19 protein-coding genes are annotated in these 21777 nt (G+C 69.8%); 4 read left to right on the forward strand and 15 right to left on the reverse strand.

All coding sequences use genetic code 11. The features are described 5' to 3' along the window. Positions 1–62: 62 nt before the first annotated feature. The 4 genes from D3218_RS14700 to D3218_RS14715 form a co-directional block, all read right to left on the reverse strand. Positions 63–824, reverse strand: coding sequence for an amino acid ABC transporter ATP-binding protein (locus D3218_RS14700; RefSeq protein ID WP_119540842.1), 762 nt, complete (start codon positions 822–824; stop codon positions 63–65). Beyond that, complete coding sequence (locus D3218_RS14705; RefSeq protein WP_119540843.1) at positions 817–1479, reverse strand: amino acid ABC transporter permease; 663 nt, start codon at positions 1477–1479, stop codon at positions 817–819. Before D3218_RS14705 ends, D3218_RS14700 begins: the two co-directional genes overlap by 8 nt. Positions 1480–1489: 10 nt before the next feature. Next, positions 1490–2131: an amino acid ABC transporter permease gene (locus tag D3218_RS14710; protein ID WP_119540844.1), complete on the reverse strand. Its 642-nt coding sequence runs from the start codon at positions 2129–2131 to the stop codon at positions 1490–1492. Positions 2132–2213: 82 nt separating this feature from the next. After that, entirely contained in the window at positions 2214–3104 is an 891-nt protein-coding gene (locus D3218_RS14715; RefSeq protein ID WP_210209684.1) for a transporter substrate-binding domain-containing protein, read from the reverse strand. A 468-nt stretch (positions 3105–3572) separates the two neighbouring features. Here D3218_RS14715 and D3218_RS14720 point away from each other — a divergent pair, with 468 nt between their 5' ends. Together D3218_RS14720 and D3218_RS14725 are read left to right on the forward strand one after the other, a co-directional pair. Then, positions 3573–5066 (forward strand): aminotransferase-like domain-containing protein, encoded by a 1494-nt coding sequence (locus D3218_RS14720; RefSeq protein WP_119540845.1) that lies wholly within the window; start codon positions 3573–3575, stop codon positions 5064–5066. 97 nt (positions 5067–5163) lie between these two features. Continuing rightward, positions 5164–6540, forward strand: a complete 1377-nt coding sequence (locus D3218_RS14725) for an aminotransferase family protein (RefSeq protein ID WP_119540846.1) — start codon at positions 5164–5166, stop codon at positions 6538–6540. A 53-nt stretch (positions 6541–6593) separates the two neighbouring features. Here the strand turns inward: D3218_RS14725 and D3218_RS14730 are convergent, their stop codons facing one another. After that, positions 6594–7223: a TetR/AcrR family transcriptional regulator gene (locus D3218_RS14730; RefSeq protein ID WP_119540847.1), complete on the reverse strand. Its 630-nt coding sequence runs from the start codon at positions 7221–7223 to the stop codon at positions 6594–6596. Positions 7224–7372: 149 nt separating this feature from the next. Between D3218_RS14730 and D3218_RS14735 the strand changes: the two genes are divergently transcribed. Next, positions 7373–9409: an NADH:flavin oxidoreductase gene (locus D3218_RS14735; protein ID WP_119540848.1), complete on the forward strand. Its 2037-nt coding sequence runs from the start codon at positions 7373–7375 to the stop codon at positions 9407–9409. 18 nt (positions 9410–9427) lie between these two features. Here the strand turns inward: D3218_RS14735 and D3218_RS14740 are convergent, their stop codons facing one another. The 10 genes from D3218_RS14740 to D3218_RS14785 all read right to left on the reverse strand — a co-directional run bounded on the left by D3218_RS14740 (position 9428) and on the right by D3218_RS14785 (position 20718). Then, positions 9428–10399, reverse strand: a complete 972-nt coding sequence (locus D3218_RS14740) for a hydroxyacid dehydrogenase (RefSeq protein ID WP_168990537.1) — start codon at positions 10397–10399, stop codon at positions 9428–9430. Positions 10400–10442: 43 nt separating this feature from the next. Next, on the reverse strand, positions 10443–11219 hold the full coding sequence (locus D3218_RS14745) for an HpcH/HpaI aldolase family protein (protein ID WP_119540850.1): 777 nt from the start codon (positions 11217–11219) through the stop codon (positions 10443–10445). Positions 11220–11359: 140 nt separating this feature from the next. Beyond that, the gene (locus D3218_RS14750) at positions 11360–12670 is read right to left on the reverse strand and encodes a TRAP transporter large permease (protein ID WP_119540851.1); all 1311 of its coding nucleotides are present in this window, start codon (positions 12668–12670) and stop codon (positions 11360–11362) included. Further along, on the reverse strand, positions 12667–13215 hold the full coding sequence (locus D3218_RS14755; RefSeq protein ID WP_119540852.1) for a TRAP transporter small permease: 549 nt from the start codon (positions 13213–13215) through the stop codon (positions 12667–12669). The genes D3218_RS14750 and D3218_RS14755 overlap by 4 nt, the downstream gene beginning before the upstream one ends. 51 nt (positions 13216–13266) lie before the next feature. Then, positions 13267–14406 carry a TRAP transporter substrate-binding protein DctP gene (gene dctP, locus D3218_RS14760; protein WP_168990538.1) on the reverse strand — a complete coding sequence of 380 codons (1140 nt, stop codon included), beginning with the start codon at positions 14404–14406 and terminating at the stop codon, positions 13267–13269. Positions 14407–14779: 373 nt separating this feature from the next. Further along, on the reverse strand, positions 14780–16225 hold the full coding sequence (locus tag D3218_RS14765) for an NAD-dependent succinate-semialdehyde dehydrogenase (RefSeq protein ID WP_119540854.1): 1446 nt from the start codon (positions 16223–16225) through the stop codon (positions 14780–14782). A 1-nt stretch (position 16226) separates the two neighbouring features. After that, the gene (locus D3218_RS14770) at positions 16227–17456 is read right to left on the reverse strand and encodes an iron-containing alcohol dehydrogenase (protein ID WP_119540855.1); all 1230 of its coding nucleotides are present in this window, start codon (positions 17454–17456) and stop codon (positions 16227–16229) included. After that, positions 17446–18480: an Ldh family oxidoreductase gene (locus D3218_RS14775; RefSeq protein ID WP_119540856.1), complete on the reverse strand. Its 1035-nt coding sequence runs from the start codon at positions 18478–18480 to the stop codon at positions 17446–17448. The genes D3218_RS14770 and D3218_RS14775 overlap by 11 nt, the downstream gene beginning before the upstream one ends. Positions 18481–19022: 542 nt before the next feature. Beyond that, on the reverse strand, positions 19023–19721 hold the full coding sequence (locus D3218_RS14780; protein WP_168990539.1) for a GntR family transcriptional regulator: 699 nt from the start codon (positions 19719–19721) through the stop codon (positions 19023–19025). Between the two features lie 94 nt (positions 19722–19815). After that, positions 19816–20718 carry a LysR substrate-binding domain-containing protein gene (locus tag D3218_RS14785; RefSeq protein ID WP_168990540.1) on the reverse strand — a complete coding sequence of 301 codons (903 nt, stop codon included), beginning with the start codon at positions 20716–20718 and terminating at the stop codon, positions 19816–19818. Between the two features lie 125 nt (positions 20719–20843). Between D3218_RS14785 and D3218_RS14790 the strand changes: the two genes are divergently transcribed. Next, the gene (locus tag D3218_RS14790; protein ID WP_119540859.1) at positions 20844–21767 is read left to right on the forward strand and encodes an SMP-30/gluconolactonase/LRE family protein; all 924 of its coding nucleotides are present in this window, start codon (positions 20844–20846) and stop codon (positions 21765–21767) included. Positions 21768–21777: the final 10 nt, after the last annotated feature.

The following is a 21777-nucleotide window of genomic DNA, read 5'->3' on the forward strand; positions in this document are numbered from 1 at the left end:
CGGGGGTCCTTCGGATCGAGGGGGCGGGCGGCCGGTGGCGGGCGGCGCGGCGGGGCGGTCCGTCAGTCCACCCGTTCCAGAAACCGGCGCACGCGCTCGGAATCGGGGTTGTTGAAGAATTTCTCCGGCGGCGCCTTCTCGATGATGAGGCCCTTGTCGAGAAACACGACCTGGCTGGAGACGGCGCGCGCGAAGTCCATCTCGTGGGTGACGACGATCATCGTGTAGCCCTCGGCCGAGAGGTCGCGCATGACCTGTAGCACCTCGCCGACGCGCTCGGGATCGAGCGCCGAGGTCGGCTCGTCGAACAGGATCACCTCCGGGCTCATGGCGAGCGCGCGGGCGATGGCCACGCGCTGCTTCTGCCCGCCCGACAGGGTGAACGGATAGACCTCGGCCTTCTCCCGCAGGCCGACCTTCTCCAGCAGGCGCATCGCGGCCCCGCGCGCCTCCGCCTTGGGCACGCCCTTCACCTGGACCGGCGAGATCATGACGTTCTCGACCACGTTGAGATGCGGCCAGAGGTTGAAGCTCTGGAACACCATGCCGGCGCGGGCGCGGATGGCGGCCATCTCGCGGTTGGTCATCTTCCGGTTGCGGGCCTCGTTGAAGCCGATGCGCTGGCCGGCGATGCGGATCGTGCCGCTGTCGGGCTCCTCCAGCCAGTTGATGCAGCGCAGCATGGTGGACTTGCCGGAGCCCGAAGAACCGAGGACGCTGACCACCTCGCCCTTGGCCACCGTCAGGTCGATGTCGCGCAGCACCTCGAAGCCCGAGAAGCTCTTGCAGAGTTTGCCGATCTCGACGGCCGGATGCTCAGACATTCTCGAAGCCTCGCTGGATGCCGAACGCGCCCGCCTTCCGCACGGCGAGTTCGAGGCAGACGGTGATGGCCCAGTAGAGGGCGATGACGACCACGAAGGCCTGCGTGGGAATGAAGTACTGCGCCTGGAGCGCGTTGGCGGCGGCGGTCAGCTCCTGCACGGTGATGATGGCGAGGAAGGACGTGTCCTTGAGCGCGTAGATGAGCTGATTGCCGATCATCGGCCGCGTGCGCAGGAGGAGCTGCGGCAGCACGATGCGCAGGAAGGTGGTGCGCGGCAGGAACCCGTAGGCCTTGGCCGCCTCCACCGTGCCGGACGGCAGCACCAGGCGCGCGCCGCGCAGGATCTCGGCGAAGTAGGCGCCATGGTAGATCGTCATGGCGAGGAGGCCGGCGCTCACGGCCGAGAGGCGAAGCCCGAGCTGCGGCAGGCCGTAGTAGAGAAGATAGGCGAGGATCAGGAAGGGCAGGGCGCGCATGCCGTCGACGAAGCCGCGCAGCAGCCGGGCCGGCAGGCCGCCGCTCTCCATGCCGTAGAGGAGCAGGCAGCCGACGAGGAAGGCGCCGACGCTGGACAGCGCGAAGATCCAGAGCGTCAGCCAGAGGCCGGAGAGGATCAGGCCGCGCCCTTCCCAGAGGATGGTCCATTCGGTCATCGCACGGGCCTCACATCGCCAGCCGGTTGGCCTTCCGCTCGGCCAACGACTGGAGTTTGATGAGGACGCCGATGATCGCCATGTAGAGAAGCCCGGCCGCCAGGATGGGCGGCAGCGGCTGGTAGGTCACGGCGCTGATGCGGTTGGTGACGCGCGTCAGGTCGACCAGGCCGATGATGGCGATGGCGGGGCTGCTCTTGATCAGGAAGGACATCTCGTTGACGAGGCCCGGCAGGCTGGTCGTGATCATCTGCGGCAGCATGATGTGGCGGAAGAAGGTGGCGGGCCGCATGCCGCAGGCGAGCGCCGCCTCGCGCTGGTCGCGCGAGAAGTTCAGGAAGGCGGTGCGCCAGATCTCGGCGTTGAAGGCGGTGGTGTTGAGCGTGAGCGCCAGGATCGCCGCCGCGGTCCGGTCGAGCGGCATGCCGAAGCGGGGCGCCGCCAAGAACAGGAACAGCACCAGCGTGACCAGCGGGGTGGCGCGCGCGAGGCTCGTGTAGACCGCGAGCACCTGGTCGAGGACCGGGATGCGCGCGGCGCGCAGCAGCGCGATGCCGAGGCCGGCGACGAGGCCGAGCGCGATGGAGACGCCCGAGATCCAGAGCGTGACCCGCGCTCCGTCCAGAAGCAGTAGCCAGGCTGTTTGCGTCATGTCCGCTCGTGGCCGGTGGGGTTCGAGGCCGGGCGCCGAAGCGCCCGGCGGATCGTGCGAGGGGTGCCGGGCGGCGGCGGCCTCAGTCCAGGCCGGCCAGCTTGTGGAACTGTTCGACGTCCTTGATCGGACCGGCGGGAAGGTCCGGGAAGGCCTCGCCGAACCACTTCGCCTGGAGCGCGGCCAGGCGCCCGTTGTCGCGGGCCTCCTTCATGAAGGCGCCGGCGAACTCCAGGAGTTCGGGGCTTTCCTTCGGGATCGGCCAGGCGGCGAAGCCCGCGCCGGACACGGCGATGCCCTTCTCGAACACGTCGCCGCGGTTCTTGACGAGGTCGTTGATCGAGATCAGCGCGTTGATGACGTAGTCCAGGCGCTGGTTGGCGAGATCGGCATAGGCTTCCGGATAGGACTGGTACTCCACCACCTCGCCGATCTCGCAGCCCTTGTCCGCCATCATCTTCTTGAGCTCGGGCAGGCGGGCGAGGAGCGCGCTGCCGGCCTGGAGCCCCGCGGTCTTGCCGCACAGGCTGGCGATGTCGCCGAGCCGGTCGTCGCCCTTGCGCTTGACGTAGAAGTGCTGGGCCGAGGCGAAGGGCGGCGCGAAGTTGAAGACGCGCAGCCGGTCGTCGGTGACCAGCGCCCCGGTGAAGGCCATGTCGTACTGGCCGGACGAGACCGAGGCGAGAAGCCCGGTCCAGGGCAGGATCTCCTGCTTCACCTCGAACCCGCGGGCCTTGGCGAACGCCTGGAGGTCTTCCAGAAGCTCCTTGTGGAAGCCTTCCGGACGGCCGTCGACGATGTAGTTGAACGGGGCGTAGTCGTCCTCCGTCGCGACCGTCATCACGCCCTTCGACTTGATGTCGGCCATGTCGGCCTCCGCGGCCGAAAGCGGCGACAGAAGGGCCGCGGCGAGCGCGAGGCCGCGCAGAAGGGTGGTCGGTCGTGCGGCCTTGGCCATCGTCATCCTCGGCATGTCGCTGCTCCTTCGGATCGGGCGGTGATCGTGACGGCGGCCAAGTGTCGAATGCCGCTGGAATAGGCTGATCATAGAAATGCCCAATCCCGCGCCGATAGGACCAGTTTTGCAGTGCGCTCGTGTCAGGCCGTTCGTCGCCGCGACGGGGGGCGATCTGGCTCGACAGATCCACCAAACTGGTCCTATCGCGCCGCCGGACGCCGCTTCTACGATCGCGGTCGATCCAGGTCGGAAGGCGCCCCGAGCCCAGCGCGCGCACCGTTCCGCCGAGCCTCGCCTCTCAGCGAAGGGACCATCGCCATGCGCCCTGCCCAACTCGTGGGCAGCATGGGCGCGCCTCGAACGGGGGCGCCCATGCTCCCTCGACCCTTCTGCCGCCGGTTCCGGCCGGGCATGCGGCGCGGCGCGACGGAGAATGGCGCGAAATTTGCCTCCAAATTTCCCGCAGGCGATGCGGAGACACGGATGATCGACCACTTCCTCCCGGTCCGGTTCGACAAGGGGCGCGGTCTGCAGGAGCAGATCAGGGAGGCGCTCGTGTCCGCCATCCTGGGCGGCGGCTTTCCGGCCGACGAGCCGCTGCCGTCCTGCCGCAAGCTCGCCGGGCAGCTCCGGGTGTCGCGCAACACGGTGAACCTCGTCTACGAGAGCCTGCTCGACAGCGGCTACATCGTGAGCCGGCCGCGCCGCGGCTTCTTCCTCCACGACGCCTATGCCGGCGGCCCCGCCGGCGATCCGTCCCCGGACGCGGCGCTGCGCCCGAACGGCCGGGAAGGAGACGGGTCCGGGGCGGACGCGCCGGACTGGGATCGGCGCTTCAAGCTGCGGCCGGGCATGACCGCCGGCGTCTTCCGCCCGCAGGACTGGGCGCGCTTTCCCTACCCCTTCGTCTACGGCCAGCCGATGCGCGACCTGTTTCCGCTGGAGCGCTGGCGCGAGGCCTCGCGCAAGGCGCTGCGCCGGGAAAGCGCGCCGTCCTGGCTGCACGACCGGTTCGACCGCGACGACGAGATGCTGGTGGAGCAGCTCCGCACCCGCGTTCTGCCCAAGCGGGGCATCTGGGCCAAGCCGAGCGAGATCCTGGTCACGCTCGGCTCGCAGAACGCGCTCTATCTCATCGCCGCGCTTCTGATGAACGGGTCGACGCGCGTGGCGATGGAAAGCCCCGGCTTCCGGGACGCCCTGTCGATCTTCGAGCTGCACGGCGCAAACGTGCAGCTCCACCCGATCGACGGGGAGGGCATCGTCCTCGCGCCCGGCCTCGCGGAGAGCGACTACGTCTATCTCACGCCGAGCCACCAGGTGCCGACCGGCATCGTGATGAGCGCCGCGCGCCGCGCGGGGCTGGCCGAGATGATCCGTCGTAGCGACCAGATCCTGATCGAGGACGACTACGACGCCGAGCTCAATCTCGACCGCGACGCCCTGCCGGCGGTCAAGGCGGGCGACGCCGGCGGGCGCGTGATCTATCTCAGCAGCCTGTCCAAGCCCTTCTCGCCGGGCCTGCGGCTCGGCTATCTGGTGGCCGACGCGGAGCTGGTGGACGAGCTTCGCTCGCTCCGGCGGCTGATGTACCGCCACCCGCCGCTCAACAACCAGCGCATGATGGCCGAGTTCCTGGCCCAGGGCTACTACGACGCGCATCTGCGCGCCTTCCGCGCCGAGCACGCCCGCCGGCGCGACCGCCTGGACGAGGCCCTGGCGCGCGATCTCGGCGCCTGCCGGCGGATCGGCTCGCCCACGGCCAGCGCCGTCTGGCTCGCCGCGCCGGGCGCGGTCGACACGCGCAAGCTCGCCTGGGCCGCCGCCCGCCAGGGCGTCGTCTTCGAATACGGCGAGCAGTTCTTCTTCCGGGGCACGGCCCCGACACACTTCATGCGCCTCGGCTTCAGCGCCATCGAGGCCGAACGCATCCCCAAGGGGGTCGAACTCCTGGCGCGGTCCATGGACCGCGTCTGACCGCCGCCGGGCAACGGCCCGGCACCCGTCCGTCTCCGATCCCGACGCCGGCCGCCCCTGGCCGGCGAGCGCTTTCCCCGTTCCAGAAGGCTCCGCCATGACCGTCGCGCCCCAGCCCAACGACCTGCGCCCCGTGATCGAGGCCGACCGCCGACACGTCTGGCACCACATGCTCCAGCACAAGCCGCTGGAGACCGGCGATCCGCGCATCATCGTGGAAGGCAAGGGGCTCAAGGTCTGGGACGCGGCGGGGCGCGAATACATCGACGCGCTGTCGGGCGGCGTCTGGACCGTGAACGTCGGCTACGGCCGCACCTCGATCGCCGACGCCGTCCGCGACCAGCTCGTGCGCATGAACTACTTCGCCCAGTCGGCCGGCTCGATCCCCGCCGCGCGCTTCGCCGAGAAGCTCCTGGAGAAGATGCCCGGCCTGTCGCGCGTCTACTTCAACAATTCCGGCTCGGAGGCCAACGAGAAGGTCTTCAAGATGGTGCGCCAGATCGCGCACCGGCATCACGGCGGCGGCAAGTGGAAGATCCTCTACCGCGAGCGCGACTACCACGGCACCACGATCGCCACGCTCGCCGCCGGCGGTCAGCCGGAGCGCGCGGCCATGTACGGGCCCTATCCCGACGGCTTCGTGATGGTCCCGCATTGCCTCGAATACCGCCGGCAGTGGGACGACGGGAGCTACGGCGAGCGCGCGGCCGACGCCATCGAGGAGGTCATCCTGCGCGAGGGGCCCGAGACGGTCGGTCTCCTGTGCCTGGAGCCGATCACGGCGGGGGGCGGCGTGATCGTGCCGCCGGCGGGATACTGGGAGCGCGTGCAGGAGATCTGCGCGAGGTACGAGATCCTCCTCCATATCGACGAGGTGGTCTGCGGCCTCGGGCGCACCGGCACCTGGTTCGGCTACCAGAACTTCGGCATCCGGCCCGATTTCGTGACCATGGCCAAGGGCGTCGCCTCGGGCTACGCCGCGATCTCCTGCACGGTGACCACGGAGGCGGTGTTCGAGCGGTTCAAGGACGGCGCCGACCCGATGGCCCACTTCCGGGACATCTCGACCTTCGGCGGCTGCGCGGGCGGGCCGGCGGCGGCGCTGGAGACCATGCGCATCATCGAGGACGAAGGGCTTCTCGACAATTGCCTGGCGATGGGCGCGCGCCTTCGCGCCAACCTCGAGGCGCTGAAGGAGAAGCACGCCGTGATCGGCGACGTGCGCGGCATGGGCCTGTTCCAGGGGGCCGAGCTCGTGAAGGACCGCGCCACGCGTGAGCCGGTGGACGAGCCGAGCATCGCCCGCGTGGTCGCCGAGACGGCGGCGCGCGGCGTGATGATCGGCGCCTCCAACCGCTCCGTGCCGGGTCTCAACAACGTTCTCTGCCTGGCGCCCGCCCTGGTCGCGAGCGCCGCCGAGATCGACGCCATCACGGCGGCGATGGACGGCGCGCTCTCGGCCGTGTTCCCCTGAACAGGAAGGGTCGCGTCGCGTCGAAGCGGCGCCTTCCGCCAAGGACCCGTCGCTCAGGCGGGCGGGAGAGCGTGCCGTGACCGGAAGCGATCCAACTCGCGCGGCTGGGGCGCCTCGCCCGTGAAGATTTCGACGTAGCCGGGTATGCGCTGCAGGCGCGTGTCCAACGTCTCGTCCGCCTGCATCGAGATGTAGCCGATCTGGACCAGGTAGGTCGTGCGGGCCCGCACGTCCGCCGTGTCCCGGTCGACGCCGAAGCGCACGAACATCCGCGACAGCGCCTCCAGCCGCCGCTCGTCCGCCGCGCGGACCTCGGCCAGGATGCGTGTGGACTGGAGCGCCCAGCTTCGGACCGCGAACTCGAAGGGCGAATCGAACAGGCGTCGGTCCAGCCAGCAGTCGAAGACGTTCAGCATCGCCTCGGCGAGCGTGTCGGCATAGGCCTCCGACCGCCGCACCAGGCCGCCGGTGTTGGTGTCCCGCCACCGTTCGATCAGCGCCGACAGCAGCGCCTCGCGGTCCTTGAAGTGCCAGTAGAAGCTCGTGCGCGCGATGCGCAGCCGGTTGGCCAGCAGCAGGATCTTCACCGCATCGACGCCGGATTCCAGCAGGAGCGCGTAGGCCGCGTCCAGCCACGCCTCGCCCGAGCCGCGTGGCCCCCCCGCGTTGCCTACCTTATCCATCGCCGCCCCTCTTGCCCGCCCACGCCGCGTCGCCGCGCGTCCGATGCAGGCCGCACGGCCGGCACCTCCGACGACATGAATGTCACGTCTGTTGACACTAGTGAACATTGCGGCTGCAATCGGATGAAACCGGACGGGAGCCCGCGCCGATGTCGAACGATCCGCTTCTCCAGCCCTACCGCCTCAAGCACCTGACGCTGCGCAACCGCATCGTCGTGACCGCGCACGAGCCGGCCTATGCGGAGGACGGCATGCCGAAGGCGCGATACCGGGCGTATCACGCCGAACGGGCGCGCGGCGGTGCGGCGCTGACGATGACGGCGGGCTCGGCGTCGGTGTCGAGGGACTCGCCGCCCGCGTTCAACAACATCCTCGCCTACAAGGACGAGGTGGTGCCCTGGCTGCGCGAGCTGACCGACGCGGTGCACGAGGAGGGCGCCGCGGCGATGATCCAGATCACCCATCTCGGCCGGCGCACGCGCTGGGACAACGGAGACTGGCTGCCCGTCGTGGCGCCTTCGCACGAGCGCGAGGCGGCCCATCGCGCCTTCCCGAAGCGGATGGAGGACTGGGACGTCGCGCGCATCGTCGTGGACTACGCGGACGCCGCCGAGCGGATGAAGGCCGGCGGCATGGACGGCATCGAGCTCGAGGCCTACGGCCACCTGATCGACCAATTCTGGTCGCCGCTGACCAACGACCTCGACGCGCCCTACGGCGGCTCGCTCGACGCGCGCATGCGCTTCGGCTTCGAGGTGCTGCGGGCGATCCGCGACCGCGTCGGGCCGGACTACATCCTCGGCGTGCGCTACACGCTGGACGAACGGCTGCCGGGCGGCACCAATCGCGAGGAGGGACTCGACATCTCGCGCCGCCTGAAGGACAGCGGCCTCGTGGATTTCCTGAACGTCGTGGTCGGCCACATCGACACGGACGCCGGGCTCACCGACCTCATACCGATCCAGGGCATGGCGAGCGCGCCGTTTCTCGACCACGCCGCCGAGGTGCGCGCCGCGACGCGCTTTCCCGTCTTCCATGCGGCCAGGATCCCGGACGTCGCCACGGCGCGCCATGCGGTGGCGACCGGCATGGTCGACATGGTGGGCATGACGCGCGCGCACATGACCGACCCGCACATCGTGCGAAAGATCGCCGCCGGGCGCGAGGACGACATCCGCCCCTGCGTCGGCGCCAACTACTGCCTCGACCGCATCTACCAGGGCGGCGCGGCCTTCTGTATCCACAACGCGGCGACGGGGCGCGAGCTGTCGATGCCGCAGGTGATCGCCCCGGCGGGGAAGCGCCGGAGGGTGGCCGTGGTCGGCGCGGGGCCCGGCGGGCTGGAGGCGGCTCGGGTCGCGAGCGAGCGGGGCCACGACGTCGTCGTCTTCGAGGCGGCCGACCGGCCGGGCGGCCAGATCCGCCTTTCCGCGCGCAGCCCCCGCCGCCGCGAGATGATCGGCATCGTGGACTGGCGCATGGACCAGTGCGGGAAGCGGGGCGTCCGGTTCCACTTCAACACCTTCGCGGAGGCGGGAACGGTGGAGGACGAGGCGCCGGACGTCGTGGTGGTGGCCACGGGCGGGCTGCCGCACACCGAAGTCCTCGCGGGCGGAAACGAGCTCGTGGTGTCGGCCTGGGACATCCTGTCGGGCGATGCGAAGCCGGGCGCCGAGGCGTTGGTCTTCGACGACGCCGGCGACCATGTCGGCCTCCAGGCGGCGGAGGTGCTCGCGCAGGCGGGGGCCAGGGTGGAGGTGATGACGCCGGACCGCGCCTTCGCGCCCGAGGTCATGGGCATGAACCTCGTCCCCTACATGCGCGCGCTGCAGGCAGCCGACGCGACGTTCACCGTCACCTGGCGCCTCCGGTCCGTCGAGCGCCAGGGCAACCGCCTGCTCGCCCATCTGGGCAGCGACTACGGCGGCGCGGCGCGAACGCGGCTCGTGGACCAGGTCGTCGTCAACCACGGCACGCGGCCGCTGGACGAGCTCTACTTCGACCTGAAGCCCCGCTCGCGCAATCTCGGCGAAATCGCCCACGACGCGCTGGTCTCCGGCCGCCCGCAGCGGGTCGAGCGCAACCCGGACGGCGCCTTCCAGCTCTTGCGCATCGGCGACGCCGTCTCGGCCCGCAACACCCACGCGGCGATCTACGACGCGCTTCGGCTGCTCAAGGACATCTGAGCCGGCCGGCGACGGCCCCTAGAGGACTTCCGGGTTGACCACGAATTCCGGCTTCCGGCCCTCGAGGATCGCCACCATGTCGTCCGTCATCGAGCGGAAGATGCGGGTCATGCCGCCCCGCGACGTCGCGGCGGAATGGGGCGAGGACAGGAGGCGCGGGTCGGAGAATATGCGGTGCGAGACGTCCGGCGGCGCCGGGTCGAACACATCCAGAGCGACGCCCGCCAGCCGGCCGTCGTCCAGGGCGTCCGCAAGGCAGTCGAAGCCGTCGATCACGCCGCCGCGCGCCAGGTTCACGAGATAGGCGCCCCGCTTCACGCCCTTCAGGAGTTCGGTGTTGACGATGCCGCGCGTCGCCTCGATCAGCGGACAGTGGAGCGCGATGAAGTCGGAGCGCGCGAACAGGTCCTCGAGCGTCGCGGGTTCGGCGCCGGCCGCGCGGATGGCGTCGTCGGAAAGCCCCGGGTCGAACGCCAGGATGCGGACGTTGAACGGGCGCGCCATGCTGGCGGTCATCTGGCCGATGCGTCCGAAGCCGACGATGCCGACCGTGGTCTCGTCGAGGTCCTCGTTCTGGTGGTCGTAGCGCGACTTCCAGTTGCCGGCCTTGAGCTGCTGGTCCCAGAAGCCGACCTTTTTGCACATGGCGAGGAACAGCGCCATGGTCGCTTCCGAGACCGCGCGCGCGCCGGCGCCCGGTGTGTAGACGACGGGAATGCCGCGCGCGGTGCAGGCGTCGATGTCGATGGAATCGTAGCCGACGCCCGTCCGGCCGATGACCTTGAGGTTCGGGGCGGCGGAGAGGATACGGTCGGTGATCGCCGTGGAGCCCCGGACGACCAGGGCGACGGCGTCGGCGATCTCCGCCGAGACGACGTCCTCGGACTGACCGCTCGCGACCCTGACCGGGCCGTAGGCGGCGAGCGTGGCCGCGCAGTAGTCGTCGACGGGATTGGTGCACAGGACGGTCATGGGGGCTCTGTCGGTCATGGCGTGGGTCATTCGTCTGGCGATCGTTTCGATGGGAGGTGCGTCAGCCGTTGCGGGCGGGCGCCGCGCCCCGCAGCAAGGCGGCGCGCGCCGTCGCGGCCGATGCGAGGTAGGAGTGGTCCGTGCCGGCCACGATGAACCGGGCGCCGCGGGCGATGTATTCGGCGGCCAGGTCGTGGTCGGGCACGACGCCCACGCCCATGATCTTGCCGGCGCGCTCGCAGGCCTCGGCGACCGTGGCGACCGCGTCGCGGACGCGCTGGTGCCCGATCTGCCCCGGAATGCCCATCTCGGTGGACAGATCGGATGTTCCGACCATCAGGGCGTCGACGCCGCCCACGGCCGCGATCTCCCCCGCCGCCGCGACGCCGGCTTCCGATTCGATCATGCAGACGACGAGGATCTCGCGGTTGGCCGCCCGCTGCGCCTCGCCCAGCGGGCCGGCCTGGTAGCCGAAGAGCGCCGGCGGCCCGCCCCAGCTCCGGTGCCCGACGGGCGGGTAACGGAACGTTTCGGCCACGAGACGGGCGTCGGCGAGCGTGTCGACATGCGGGATCACGATGCCCTGGGCGCCGTTGTCGAGCGCGCGCACGCCCTGGTCGAGCGCGGTCCGGCAGACCCGGACGACCGGCGTCACGCCGGTCATCAGCGAGGCGAGGCACATCTGCGCCAAATCGTCCTGTCCGAACGCGCCGTGCTCGGCGTCGATGAACAGCCAGTCGTGGTCGGTGGCCCGTGCCAGGAGCGGCGCTGCCGCGGTGCGCAGATGGTGCAGCCCGAGACCCAGGCTCAGTCTTCCCTCGCGCATATCCTTCAGCATGCGGTTCGTGAACGGCTCACTCGGCACGATGTCCTCCCTGTCTTGTCCGGCGCCAGGCTACGAAATCGTCGATTATCGATCTAATATCGATTTCTGATTTCGAGATACTATTTTGATATGGTTTCGCTGATGGCGGAGCGTCAGCGCGCCATCAGGTCGGGCAGCCAGAGCACGAGCCTCGGGAAGCCGATCACGAGCGCCACCACCACCGCGTCCGCCACCAGGAACCAGGTCACGCCCCGGAAGATCTGCGCCGTGGAGGCCATCTTGCCGACCACGCCCTTGATGACGAAGACGTTCATCCCGATCGGCGGCGTGATCATCCCGATCTCCAGGAGCTTGGCGACCACGACGCCGAACCACAGGCTGTTGAAGCCGGCCTCGGCCGTGATCGGCAGGAGGATCGGAAGCGTCAGGAGCATCGCGCCCATCGGCTCCAGGAACATGCCGAGCACGAGATAGATGCCGATGATGCTGAGGATCAGCACCGTCGGGTCGAGACCCATGCCGAGGATGCCTTCCGACAGGGCTTCGCCCGCGCCCGACAGGGCGAGGAAGCGGGTCAGCATCGACGCGCCGATGGCGATGATGAAGAGCGAAGCCGAAATCTGGAGCGTCTCGAGGATCGATCTCTTCAGCGCGTCCCACGTCAGCGCCCGCTTGCCGAGCGCGATCAGGAGGGACATGAACGCGCCGACACCGCCCGCCTCGGTCGGGGTGAACAGGCCGGCGAAGAGGCCGCCGAAGACGCCCACGATCAGCAGCAGCACCGGCCAGATCGAGACGAGGGCGCGCATGCGCTGCGACAGGGTCGATGTCTCGGTGATGCGCGGCGCGACCTGCGGCTGGAACCAGGTCCACACCACGACGGTGCCGACATAGGCGAGGGTCGTCAGCAGCCCGACCGAGACGCCTCCCAGGAAGAGGTTCGAGATCGGCACCTGCGCGATGATGCCGTAGAGGATGAAGAGGATCGAGGGCGGGATCAGCGCGCCGATCGTTCCCGCCGCGGCGACGGTGCCCGTGGCCAGGCGGATGTCGTAGCCCTGGCGCACCATCTCGGGAACCGCGATCCGGCCCATGGCGGCCGCGCAGGCCAGCGACGAGCCGGTGACGGCGGCAAAGCCCGATGCGCCGAAGATGGAGGCGACGGCGAGCCCGCCCGGCAGCCGCGAGAGCCAGAGCCTCGCCGCCTCGAACAGGCCCTTCGTGAGGCCCGCGTGGTAGCACAGGAAGCCCATCAGCAGGAACATCGGGATCGACGACAGCGGCCAGTTCGCCGCAAAGCCGTAGGGCACGACCCGAAGGATGCCCCAGGTCACGTCCCAGCCCATGATGGCCCAGATGCCGCCGATGGAAACCGCCATCAGCGAGACCCCGATCGGAACCCGCAGCGCGAGCAGCGCCAGCAGGCCGGCGAGGCCGAGATTGCCGATCTGGATGTCGCTCATTGCGTCTCGCCCTCGATGGCTTGGAGTTCGGCGGGGCGCGCGTCGCCGGGGCCGGGCAACCGTCCGCCGAGCAGCGCCGCGAAGCGCATCGCGAGCGCCAGCAGCATGAGCGCCGTGCCCATCGGCAGCAGGAAGTAGGAGGGCCAGACGGGGACCGCCGTGTCGCGCTCGATGATGAAGGCACCGATCCGCCACTTCTCGACCGCGATGCTCCAGGACCCGGCGGTCAGGAAGGCGAAAACGGCGAACGAGACCACGAGCGAGACCGCCTGCGCGACGCGCTGAAGGGGCGGCGGGAGGAGGTCGGCGACCACCTCGACGCTGATATGGCCGTCCTCCGCCTCCACCATCGCGAGCGGCAGGAAGGCGACGATCACCATGTAGTAGGCGGAGACGATGGCGATGGTCCCGGGCGGCGCGGCGCCCCAAACATACGCCAGCACCACGTCGAGGGTGATGTGGAGCATCATCAGGATCACCGCGGCGCCGGCGATCGCGCGGTACACGGCGATCAGGCGCCGCAACAGGTTGGCCAGGACGGACATCGGTCGCCTTTCGGACGGGGGACGGGCGCCGGCGCGAGCGCCGGCCCCAGCTCAGTTCGAGACGGCGGGATAGGTTTCCGGATCGATCTTCGAGAAGATCTCGTCCCAGTAGAGCTTGGCGAGCGCGTCGCGGTCGTCGCGCATCCCCGCCGTCAGGCCCTTCCACTTCTCGACCAGCGCGGGCATCCGTGCGAGCTTCGCCTCGGCGTCCTTGATGCCGTATTTCTCGGTGTATTGCGCCGCGATGGTCGCCATGTCCGCCTTCACGAACTCCGAGGTCTTCGCCGTCACCTCGGGCGCGGCATCCATCACCTCGATGCCCTTGCCTGGAGCGGCCGCCAGATTGTCGGCGCTGTCCTTCGAGGTCTTCCAGACGAAGTCGGCCTGCGCCTCGGCCGCGGCATGGAGCACCGCCGTCTTCTGCTTCGTGTCGAGCCCCTCCCACGTTCCGCGGTTCATGTTCACGGTGTTGAGGCCCGCGTAGACGCCGCCCGGCGCGCCGACGGTGATCCCGCGCACGACGTCGAAGAGGCCGCCGGCCGTCAGTTCGGCGGCCGAGGCGATCGTGCAGTCGACGACCTTCTGCGAAAGCGCCTCGTACATCTCGTTGCCGGGCATCGAGACCGGCGTCGCGCCGAACGTCTCGGCCCACCGGCTGTAGTTGCCCGAACCCGCGCGCAGCTTCGTGCCGGACAGGTCGGCGAGCGTCGACAGCGGCGAGGTGCACAGGAGCAGGTAGTCGCCGCTCGCCGCACTGCCGAGGTAGACCTGGTTCTGGGCGGCGTAGCCGCGACCGCAGTCGGTGCAGCCCATGATGTATTCCGTGATCGCGCCGGCCATGGCCGCGCCCGGATAATCCGCCGGGGTGCCGGCCGAGACCAGCATGGCCGTCTCGGCGACCATGTTCACCTCGGCGAACTCCTTGGCGTAGTAGGGCGTGATCACATAGCCGACGTCGGCGATGCCGTCGGTGACGCCGGGCGGGATCTCGGACAGGCTGAGGAGCGACATCGGAAACACGCGCGTCTTCAGCCCGGTCGCATCCGTGACGCGGGTCGCGAAGTTGTCGAGCGCGAAGTATTCTGGTCCGCCCTCGGCCTTGCCCACCGCGACCTTCAGGGTCTGCGCACCGACCGGACCTGCCAGCAGCGAAGCTGCGGCCGCAGCCGCGTAAACGGATTGTCTCAGCAAAGTAACCTCCTCCCAAAAGGTCAATTCGGTGCCATGCATGGCACTTCGTCCATTCCGTTTCAAATATCAGTTTCGTAACGCCTGATACCTTTTCGGTATGATCGGGCAGGTGCGAGATCGAAGCTGCGCGGCGGCGGGTCTCGGGATGCGACGATGAGAAGCCGGCGCTCCGCGGGCGCGGCGCGGTGCGGCACGACCGTCGCACGGATAGCTCGGCGGGCCGCGATCGGGCTTCGCAAGGGGGGTGGTCTCGGCTTGCCGACGGGCGTGAAGCGTGCCCGGCGAGGGAACCGCGCGATGCTCCGGCGAGGAGACCGAACCCTCGCCGGACGGGCCGGCATCCCGGAGATGCCGGACGAGGTGCCGGCAGGCGTTACCAGTCGGTCGCGATATACTTCGCTTCCGTGAACTCCAGCATGCCGTGATGGGCGCCCTCGCGGCCGAGGCCGCTCTGCTTCACACCGCCGAACGGCGCCGCCGGATCGGAAACCAGCCCACGGTTGAGGGCCACCATGCCGGCCTCGATGCGCTCCGATACGCGCAGGCCGCGCGCGAGGTCGCGCGTGTAGACATAGGCGACGAGCCCGTATTCGGTGCGGTTGGCGAGGCCGACGGCTTCGTCCTCCGTGTCGAACACGTAGATCGGGGCGACGGGGCCGAAGATTTCCTCCTGCGAGATCGACGCATCCCTGGGCACGTCCACCAGAACGGTGGGAGGGAAGAAGCACCCGGAGCCCGCTTCGGCCTTTCCGCCGCACAGGACCCTGGCGCCCCGCCCGACGGCGTCGTCCACCAGCTCGCCGACCTTGCCCACCGCGGCGGCGTTCACCAGCGGCCCGCACTCGGTGTCCTCCAGGACGCCGTGCCCGACCTTCATCGACGACATGCGCCGGCTGAGGCGCTGCGAGAACTCGTCGGCGATGCCGCGCTGGACGTAGAAGCGGTTCGCCGCCGTGCAGGCCTCGCCGCCGTTGCGCATCTTGGCGACCATCGCGCCCTCGATCGCCTTGTCGATGTCGGCATCGTCGAAGACCACGAAGGGCGCGTTGCCCCCGAGCTCCATCGAGCAGTGGATGACCTGATCGGCGGCCTTGCGCAGCAGGATCCGGCCGACCTCCGTCGACCCGGTGAAGGACAGCTTGCGCACGCGCGGATCGTCCAGCATCGCGTTGACGACCTGGGAGGTGGTGGAACTCGTGAGCACGTTGACCACCCCGTCCGGCACGCCGGCCTCGGCCAGGATCTTGGCGACGGCATAGGCGGTGAGCGGCGTTTCGGTCGCGGGCTTCAGGATGCAGGTGCATCCCGCCGCCAGCGCCGGCGCGATCTTGCGCGTGGCCATGGCGGCCGGGAAGTTCCACGGGGTGATCAGCAGCGAGACGCCGATCGGCTGGTGCTGGACCAGGATCCGGTTGGCGCCCGAGGGGGCGATCGACAGATCGCCGTTGATGCGGACGGCCTCCTCGGCGAACCAGCGAAAGAACTCGGCGGCGTAGGCGACTTCGCCGCGCGCGTCCTTCAGCGCCTTGCCGTTCTCCAGCGAGATCAGCCGCGCCAGCGGTTCCGCGTCGCGGATCATCAGCTCGAAGCACCGGCGCAGGATCTCCGAGCGCTGGCGCGCAGGCGTCGACGCCCAGCCCTTCGCGGCCTCGGACGCGGCGTCCACGGCGGCAAGCGCGTCCTCGACGCTCGCGTCGGCGACGGCGGCGAGCACCTGGCCGTCCGAGGGGTTGAGGACGTCGATCCGGCGATCGCGGCTGCCGCCGCGCCACCGGCCGGCGATGAAGAGGTCGGTCGGTACGGTCTCGATATCGATCATGTCAGGCCACGTCCGGCTGGGGCGCGCCGCGGAGGGCGCTGGAGAGGATGGACCGGACCCCGGCGGGGTCGAGCGGGGCAGGGTTGTTCTCAACGAGGCGCGCGGCGCTCATGGAGAGCTCGGCCAGCGCGTCGAGCCGTTCCTCCCGAACGCCGATGTCCTGCAGGCTCGAGGGAATGCCGATCCGCTGGAACAGGCCGCGCACCGCCGCGATCGCCGCCTCGCAGGCCTCGGCTTCCCCGTCGCCGGGGCCGGCGGCCCCGATGGCGCGGGCAATCTCGGCATAGTCGCGGGCGGCCGCGCTCTTGTTGAAGTCCATCGTGTAGGGAAGCAGGATCCCGATCCCCAACCCGTGCGCCGTATGGGTCTCGGCGCCGACCGGATACTGGATGGCGTGCGCCGCCCCGGTGCCGCCGCTGCCGAAGGCGAGACCGGCATAGGTCGAGCCCAGCATCACCTGCGAGCGCGCCGCCAGATCGTCGCCCGCCGCCACGGCGCGTTCGAGATGGGCGAAGAGCAGCTTGATCGACGCCAGGGCGTAGTGATCGCTCAGCGTGTTCTTGCCGACGAAGACGCGGCTCATCGCCATGTCCGGCGATGCGGCGCGCGGCACGGCGGCGAAGGATTCGATCGCGTGCGCGAGCGCGTCCGCCCCGGAAATGGCCGTCAGTCCCGGCGGGCAGCTCAGCGTCAGCTCGGGATCGCAGATCGCCGTGTGGGGAATGAGTTCGGGGCTCGAGATGCCGACCTTCATGGTCCGCTCCGGGTCGGCCAGAACCGCGACCGGCGTGACTTCGGAGCCGGTGCCCGAGGTGGTCGGCACGGCGATCACGGGCCGGACCGGACCGGGGACCTTGAACTCGCCGTAGTGGTTCGAGAGCGGTCCCGGATGGGAGAGCGACAGGCTGACGAGCTTGGCGAGGTCCATGCAACTGCCGCCGCCGAGCCCAACGACGACATGCGGATCGAACGCCGTGCAACGCGCGACGCAATCCAGGATGCCGGCGAGGGGAAGCTCGGCCTGCGTGCCGTCGAAGACCTCGGCCTCGACGCCGTGGGCGGCCAGATCGGCCAGGATCTCGGCCATGACCGGCAGCGCGGCGAACCGCTCGTCGGTGCAGACCAGGACCCGCTTGCCGAGATCGGCCGCGGCCCGGCCGAGGGCCTTGCGCTGGCCGGCGCCGAAGATGAGCCGCGCCGGGGCGCGCGTCACGCCGTAGTCAGGCCTCATGATGGTCTCCCCGTGTTTCGGACCCGTGCGCCGATCCGGCACGGTCCCTGATACGGTTCCAGATATCGGCCGGCAGGTCGATCCGCGCCGCCGCCCGCGCGCTTCGCGCCGAGCGCGCCCGGTCGCCCGGGATGCGCACCGGAACGGCGGGATCGATCGGCGGCGAGGCCCGCAGGTCCTCGATGAAGGCCGAGATCGCGGCCGCCGTGCCGTGATGCGGCTCGAGCACGATGAACACGTCGCCCTTGTTGCAGGGCGCGTCGGAATCCAGCGTGCCCTTGACGGCCGTGCCGATGGCCGCGCCCGTCAGGCTGGTCACCAGCAGTTCGAAGGCGAGGGCGAGGCCGTAGCCCTTCGCCCCGCCGAACGGAGCGATCGCGCCCCGCTTGGCGGCCGACGCGTCGGTGGTCGGGTCGCCGTCGGCGTCGAGCGCCCAGCCTTCGGGAATGGGCATCCCCCGATTGGCGTGGTCGTGGATCTTTCCCATGGAAACGAGGCTGGTCGCCATGTCGAACACGAACGGGTCCGACGCGGTCGGAATTCCGATGGCGATGGGGTTCGTCCCCAGCATCGCGCGACGCCCGCCCCAAGGGTGGACGAGGGCCTCGCTCACGGTGAGCGCGATCAGGATCTGCCCGTGCCGCGCGACGTGCTCGCCGTACCAGGCCAGCATGCCGAGGTGATCGCAGTTGCGGATGACGGCCGTGGCGACCCCCGTCTCGCGCGCCCGCTCGCAGACCTTCTCCAGCGCCTGCATGGCCACGACCGGGCCGAGACCCTGCCGGCCGTCGACGCTCAGAAGCGCGCCGGCCTGCCAGTCGAAGGCGGCACGGCTCCTCGGGTCCGTCACGCCGTTGGCGATGCGCTCCAGCACTCGCGGCAGGCGCAGCAGCCCGTGCGACGCGACGCCCCGAAGCTCGGCATCCAGCAGGAGCGAGAGCTGGATCTCGGCGTCGCCCTGCGGAACGCCGGCACGGACGAGCGCCGCCAGCCCCGCCGCGCGGATCTCGTCAACCGACGGCATGGGGCATCGCCGATGCAGGGGATCCGACGCGGCCCGCCCGCGCTTCCGCCGTCCGGGCACGCGGGCGGATGCCGGCTCGCCGGCATTCTCGATGCATGGTCACGATCACAAGGCCCCCGCTCGATCCGGTCGATACCGAGCCCCCTACGGAGACGGCAGCCTAGCGGATCATATTTCCGATACGATATTTTCTGTTTAGTCGCTGTGGTCGCCGCAGCACAACCCGGATGGGCGAACTTTCGTGGTTTCCGATGCGGAAGCGCGACAGGACACCGCCCGCCCGACGCTCACGGGGCATGCTGGAACCGCCGCGATGCCGTGGAATGGAGGACGGCGCCGTCCCCCGGCCGCCGACGCGACGCCGCCCTCGCAGCGCACGGGCGTGGAGCGGCGGATCGGTCCGCGGCTCGGGCATTGCCGATCGGCCGGAAGCGTTTCGGGGCAGCGTAGAGCGGTCGGCCTAGCCCGCAACCCGTTTCGCCGACCTCGGGAGGCCTCGGGGGGCGGCGGGATCATGCCCGCCGCGCACCCCCGGTCGATCCTCAGGCGAGCGTCCGGTAGAAGGGCTCCATGCGTTGACGCGACGATTCGATGTGCCGACGCATGGCGGCGGCCGCGGCGGCCTCGTGCCCGGCGAGCATCGCGTCCACCACGAGCTTGTGCTCCACCACCGCCTCCTCGGTGACGGTCGAGTGGAAGCGCAGTCGGAAGAGGTGCATGTGGGCGTAGAGCCGGTCCAGCGCCTCGATGACAAGCTGGTTGCCGCAGGCCTGCGCGATGAGCTGGTGGAAGCGCGCGTCGAGCACCGCGAACCTGCCGTAGGTCACCTCGGACCCGTCGCCGACCAGGCGGTTCATCTCCGCGCTTGTGTCGATCAGCTCCGCCTGCTGCGCCGGGGTGAGCCGGCCGGTCGCCTTGGCGGCGGCGGCCGGCTCGAGGATCAGGCGGAAATCGTAGATCTCCCCGAAACGGTGGCCGTTCGGGATCGACGCCGCGCTGTAGCCCGAGTTGTGCTTCCGCACCACCAGCCCTTCGGCTTCCAGGCGGATCAGCGCAGCGCGGATCGGCGTCTGCGACACGCCGAACTCGCGCACGAGGGCATCGATCGACAGCCGTTCGCCGGGCGGGATCTTCAGGGTGATCAACTGGGTCAGCATGACCTCGTAGATCTCTTCCCCGAGCGAGGCGCGGCCGTGCAGGCCGCCCCGGTCCCGAGCCTGGTTCTGCGCACCGTCTTCCATTCCGACCGATCCCGTCATGCTCGCGTGCCCACCGGGCGTTCGGCGGTCAAAGCATCTTTCGTATCGGATCGTAAAGCCGCGTCGTCATCCGCGTTCAGGCGATCGACTGCTGGATGGCGAGGTCCTTGAGGGCGAGGGCCGCCTTGTTGTCGAGATCGGCCAGGTGGCAGAAGGACGACCCGACGCCGCCGGCGGCGGGCAGGTCGTCGATCTGTCGGAAGATCACGTCGGGCAGCGCCGCGACCCGGCACTTGGAGGGGATCAGGGCGCAGCCGATCCCCGCCGCGACGAGGCCGATCAGCGTGTTGATCTGCAGCGCCTCCTGTACGACCCGGGGCGCGATGCCCGCGCTGAGGAAGACGTTCTGCACGATGGCGTTCAGCCCGGGGATCCGCCCGGACGCGGTGTAGTTGACGAACTCCTCGTTCGCCAGGTCCGCCATCACGATCGACTTCTTGTAGGCGAGGGGCGCTTCGCGGCTCACCACGAGGCTGAGCGTGTCGCGCTCGATTTCCACCAGGGACACTTCGGGCGGCAGGATCGACGGGGATCGGATGATCCCCACATCCAGTTCGCCGCTCAGCAGCGCCTCGACGAGGGTCGTGTTGTCGCGCTCGCGAAGCGCGATCTGCACCTCGGGAAACTGCTGGCGATACGCGCGCAGGAGCTTGGGCAGCACGACCAGCGCCGAGGAGGAGGCAAAGCCGAGCTTGAAGCGACCCTTGACGCCGGAGGACGCCGCCCGCGCCGCCCGCACCGCTTCCGCCGAGTGGAACAGCGCGCGGCGCGCCTCCATGAGCGCGGCCGCGCCGGACGGGGTCAGCGCGACCCCCCGGGCGTAGCGCGTGAACAGCTCGGTCCCCAGTTCCTCCTCGAGCTTGCGGATGGAAACCGACAGGGGCGGTTGCGCCATATGCAGGCGTTCGGCGGCCAGCGTGAAGCTTCCCGCGTCGGCCAGGGTCACGAAGTGGCGCAGTTGCTGGAGCTTGACGGTCAAATGCATACCATCGCGATATGAGAGATGCGCTTGGCGGTATTAGACGGGTCTACCCCACCCGTCTATCAAGGGCACGCGCGTGCGGCCGACACATGGATCGGCCGGCGAGATTCGGGCGGACCGCGATGCATATTCTAGCCGAAGGCCTGCTGTTCCCCGAGGGGCCGGTCGCCTTGCCCGACGGCAGCGTCCTTGTCGTCGAGGTCGCGGGGGAGGCGATCCGGCGCGTGGCGCCGAATGGAACGGTGAGCCTGTTCGCCACGGTTCCCGGCGCGCCCAACGGCCTCGGCGTCGGACCGGACGGCCAGCTCTTCCTGTGCAACAACGGCGGCCTCGCCTGGAAGCGCCAGCCGGGCCGGCTGATGCCGCTCGGACAGCCGGCGGCTTACGAAACCGGGCGGATCGAGGTGATCGGCCCCGAGGGCGGCAAGCCCGAGCGGCTCTACGACCGGTGCGACGGCCATGCGTTGCGCGCGCCCAACGATCTCGTCTTCGACGCGGACGGCAACTTCTGGTTCACCGACTACGGCAAGAAGCGCGATCGCGACATGGATCGCGGCTTCGTCTACTGGGCGAGGGCCGACGGCAGCGAGATCCGGCAGGTGATCGGCCCGATGCTGTCGCCCAACGGCATCGGCCTGTCGCCGGACGGGCGCACGCTCTACGTGGCCGAGACGGAGACGGCGAGGCTCTGGGCCTGGGAAGTCGTCGCCCCTGGCCGCGTCGACATGCTGCCGTTTCCCTCGCCGCACGGCGGACGGCTGGTCTGCGGGATGGGCGGCTTCAACCGGCTGGACAGCCTCGCCGTGACCGCGTCGGGCCGGGTCTGCGTCGCCGCCCTGCACCGTGGGAGCGTCGCCGAGATCGATCCGGCGACCGGGCTGTTCACCGACCACGTGTTCCCCGACACGTCGGTGACGAACATCTGCTTCGGCGGCCACGACATGCGCACGGCCTATGTGACGCTGGCGCATCAAGGCCTGCTCGCCACCACGCGCTGGGCCGAACCGGGCCTCCGGCTGGCCTTCCAGGACTTGCCGCCGGTTTGAGGCCGATCCC

Source organism: Aureimonas flava (assembly GCF_003583935.1).
GTDB lineage: Bacteria > Pseudomonadota > Alphaproteobacteria > Rhizobiales > Rhizobiaceae > Aureimonas > Aureimonas flava.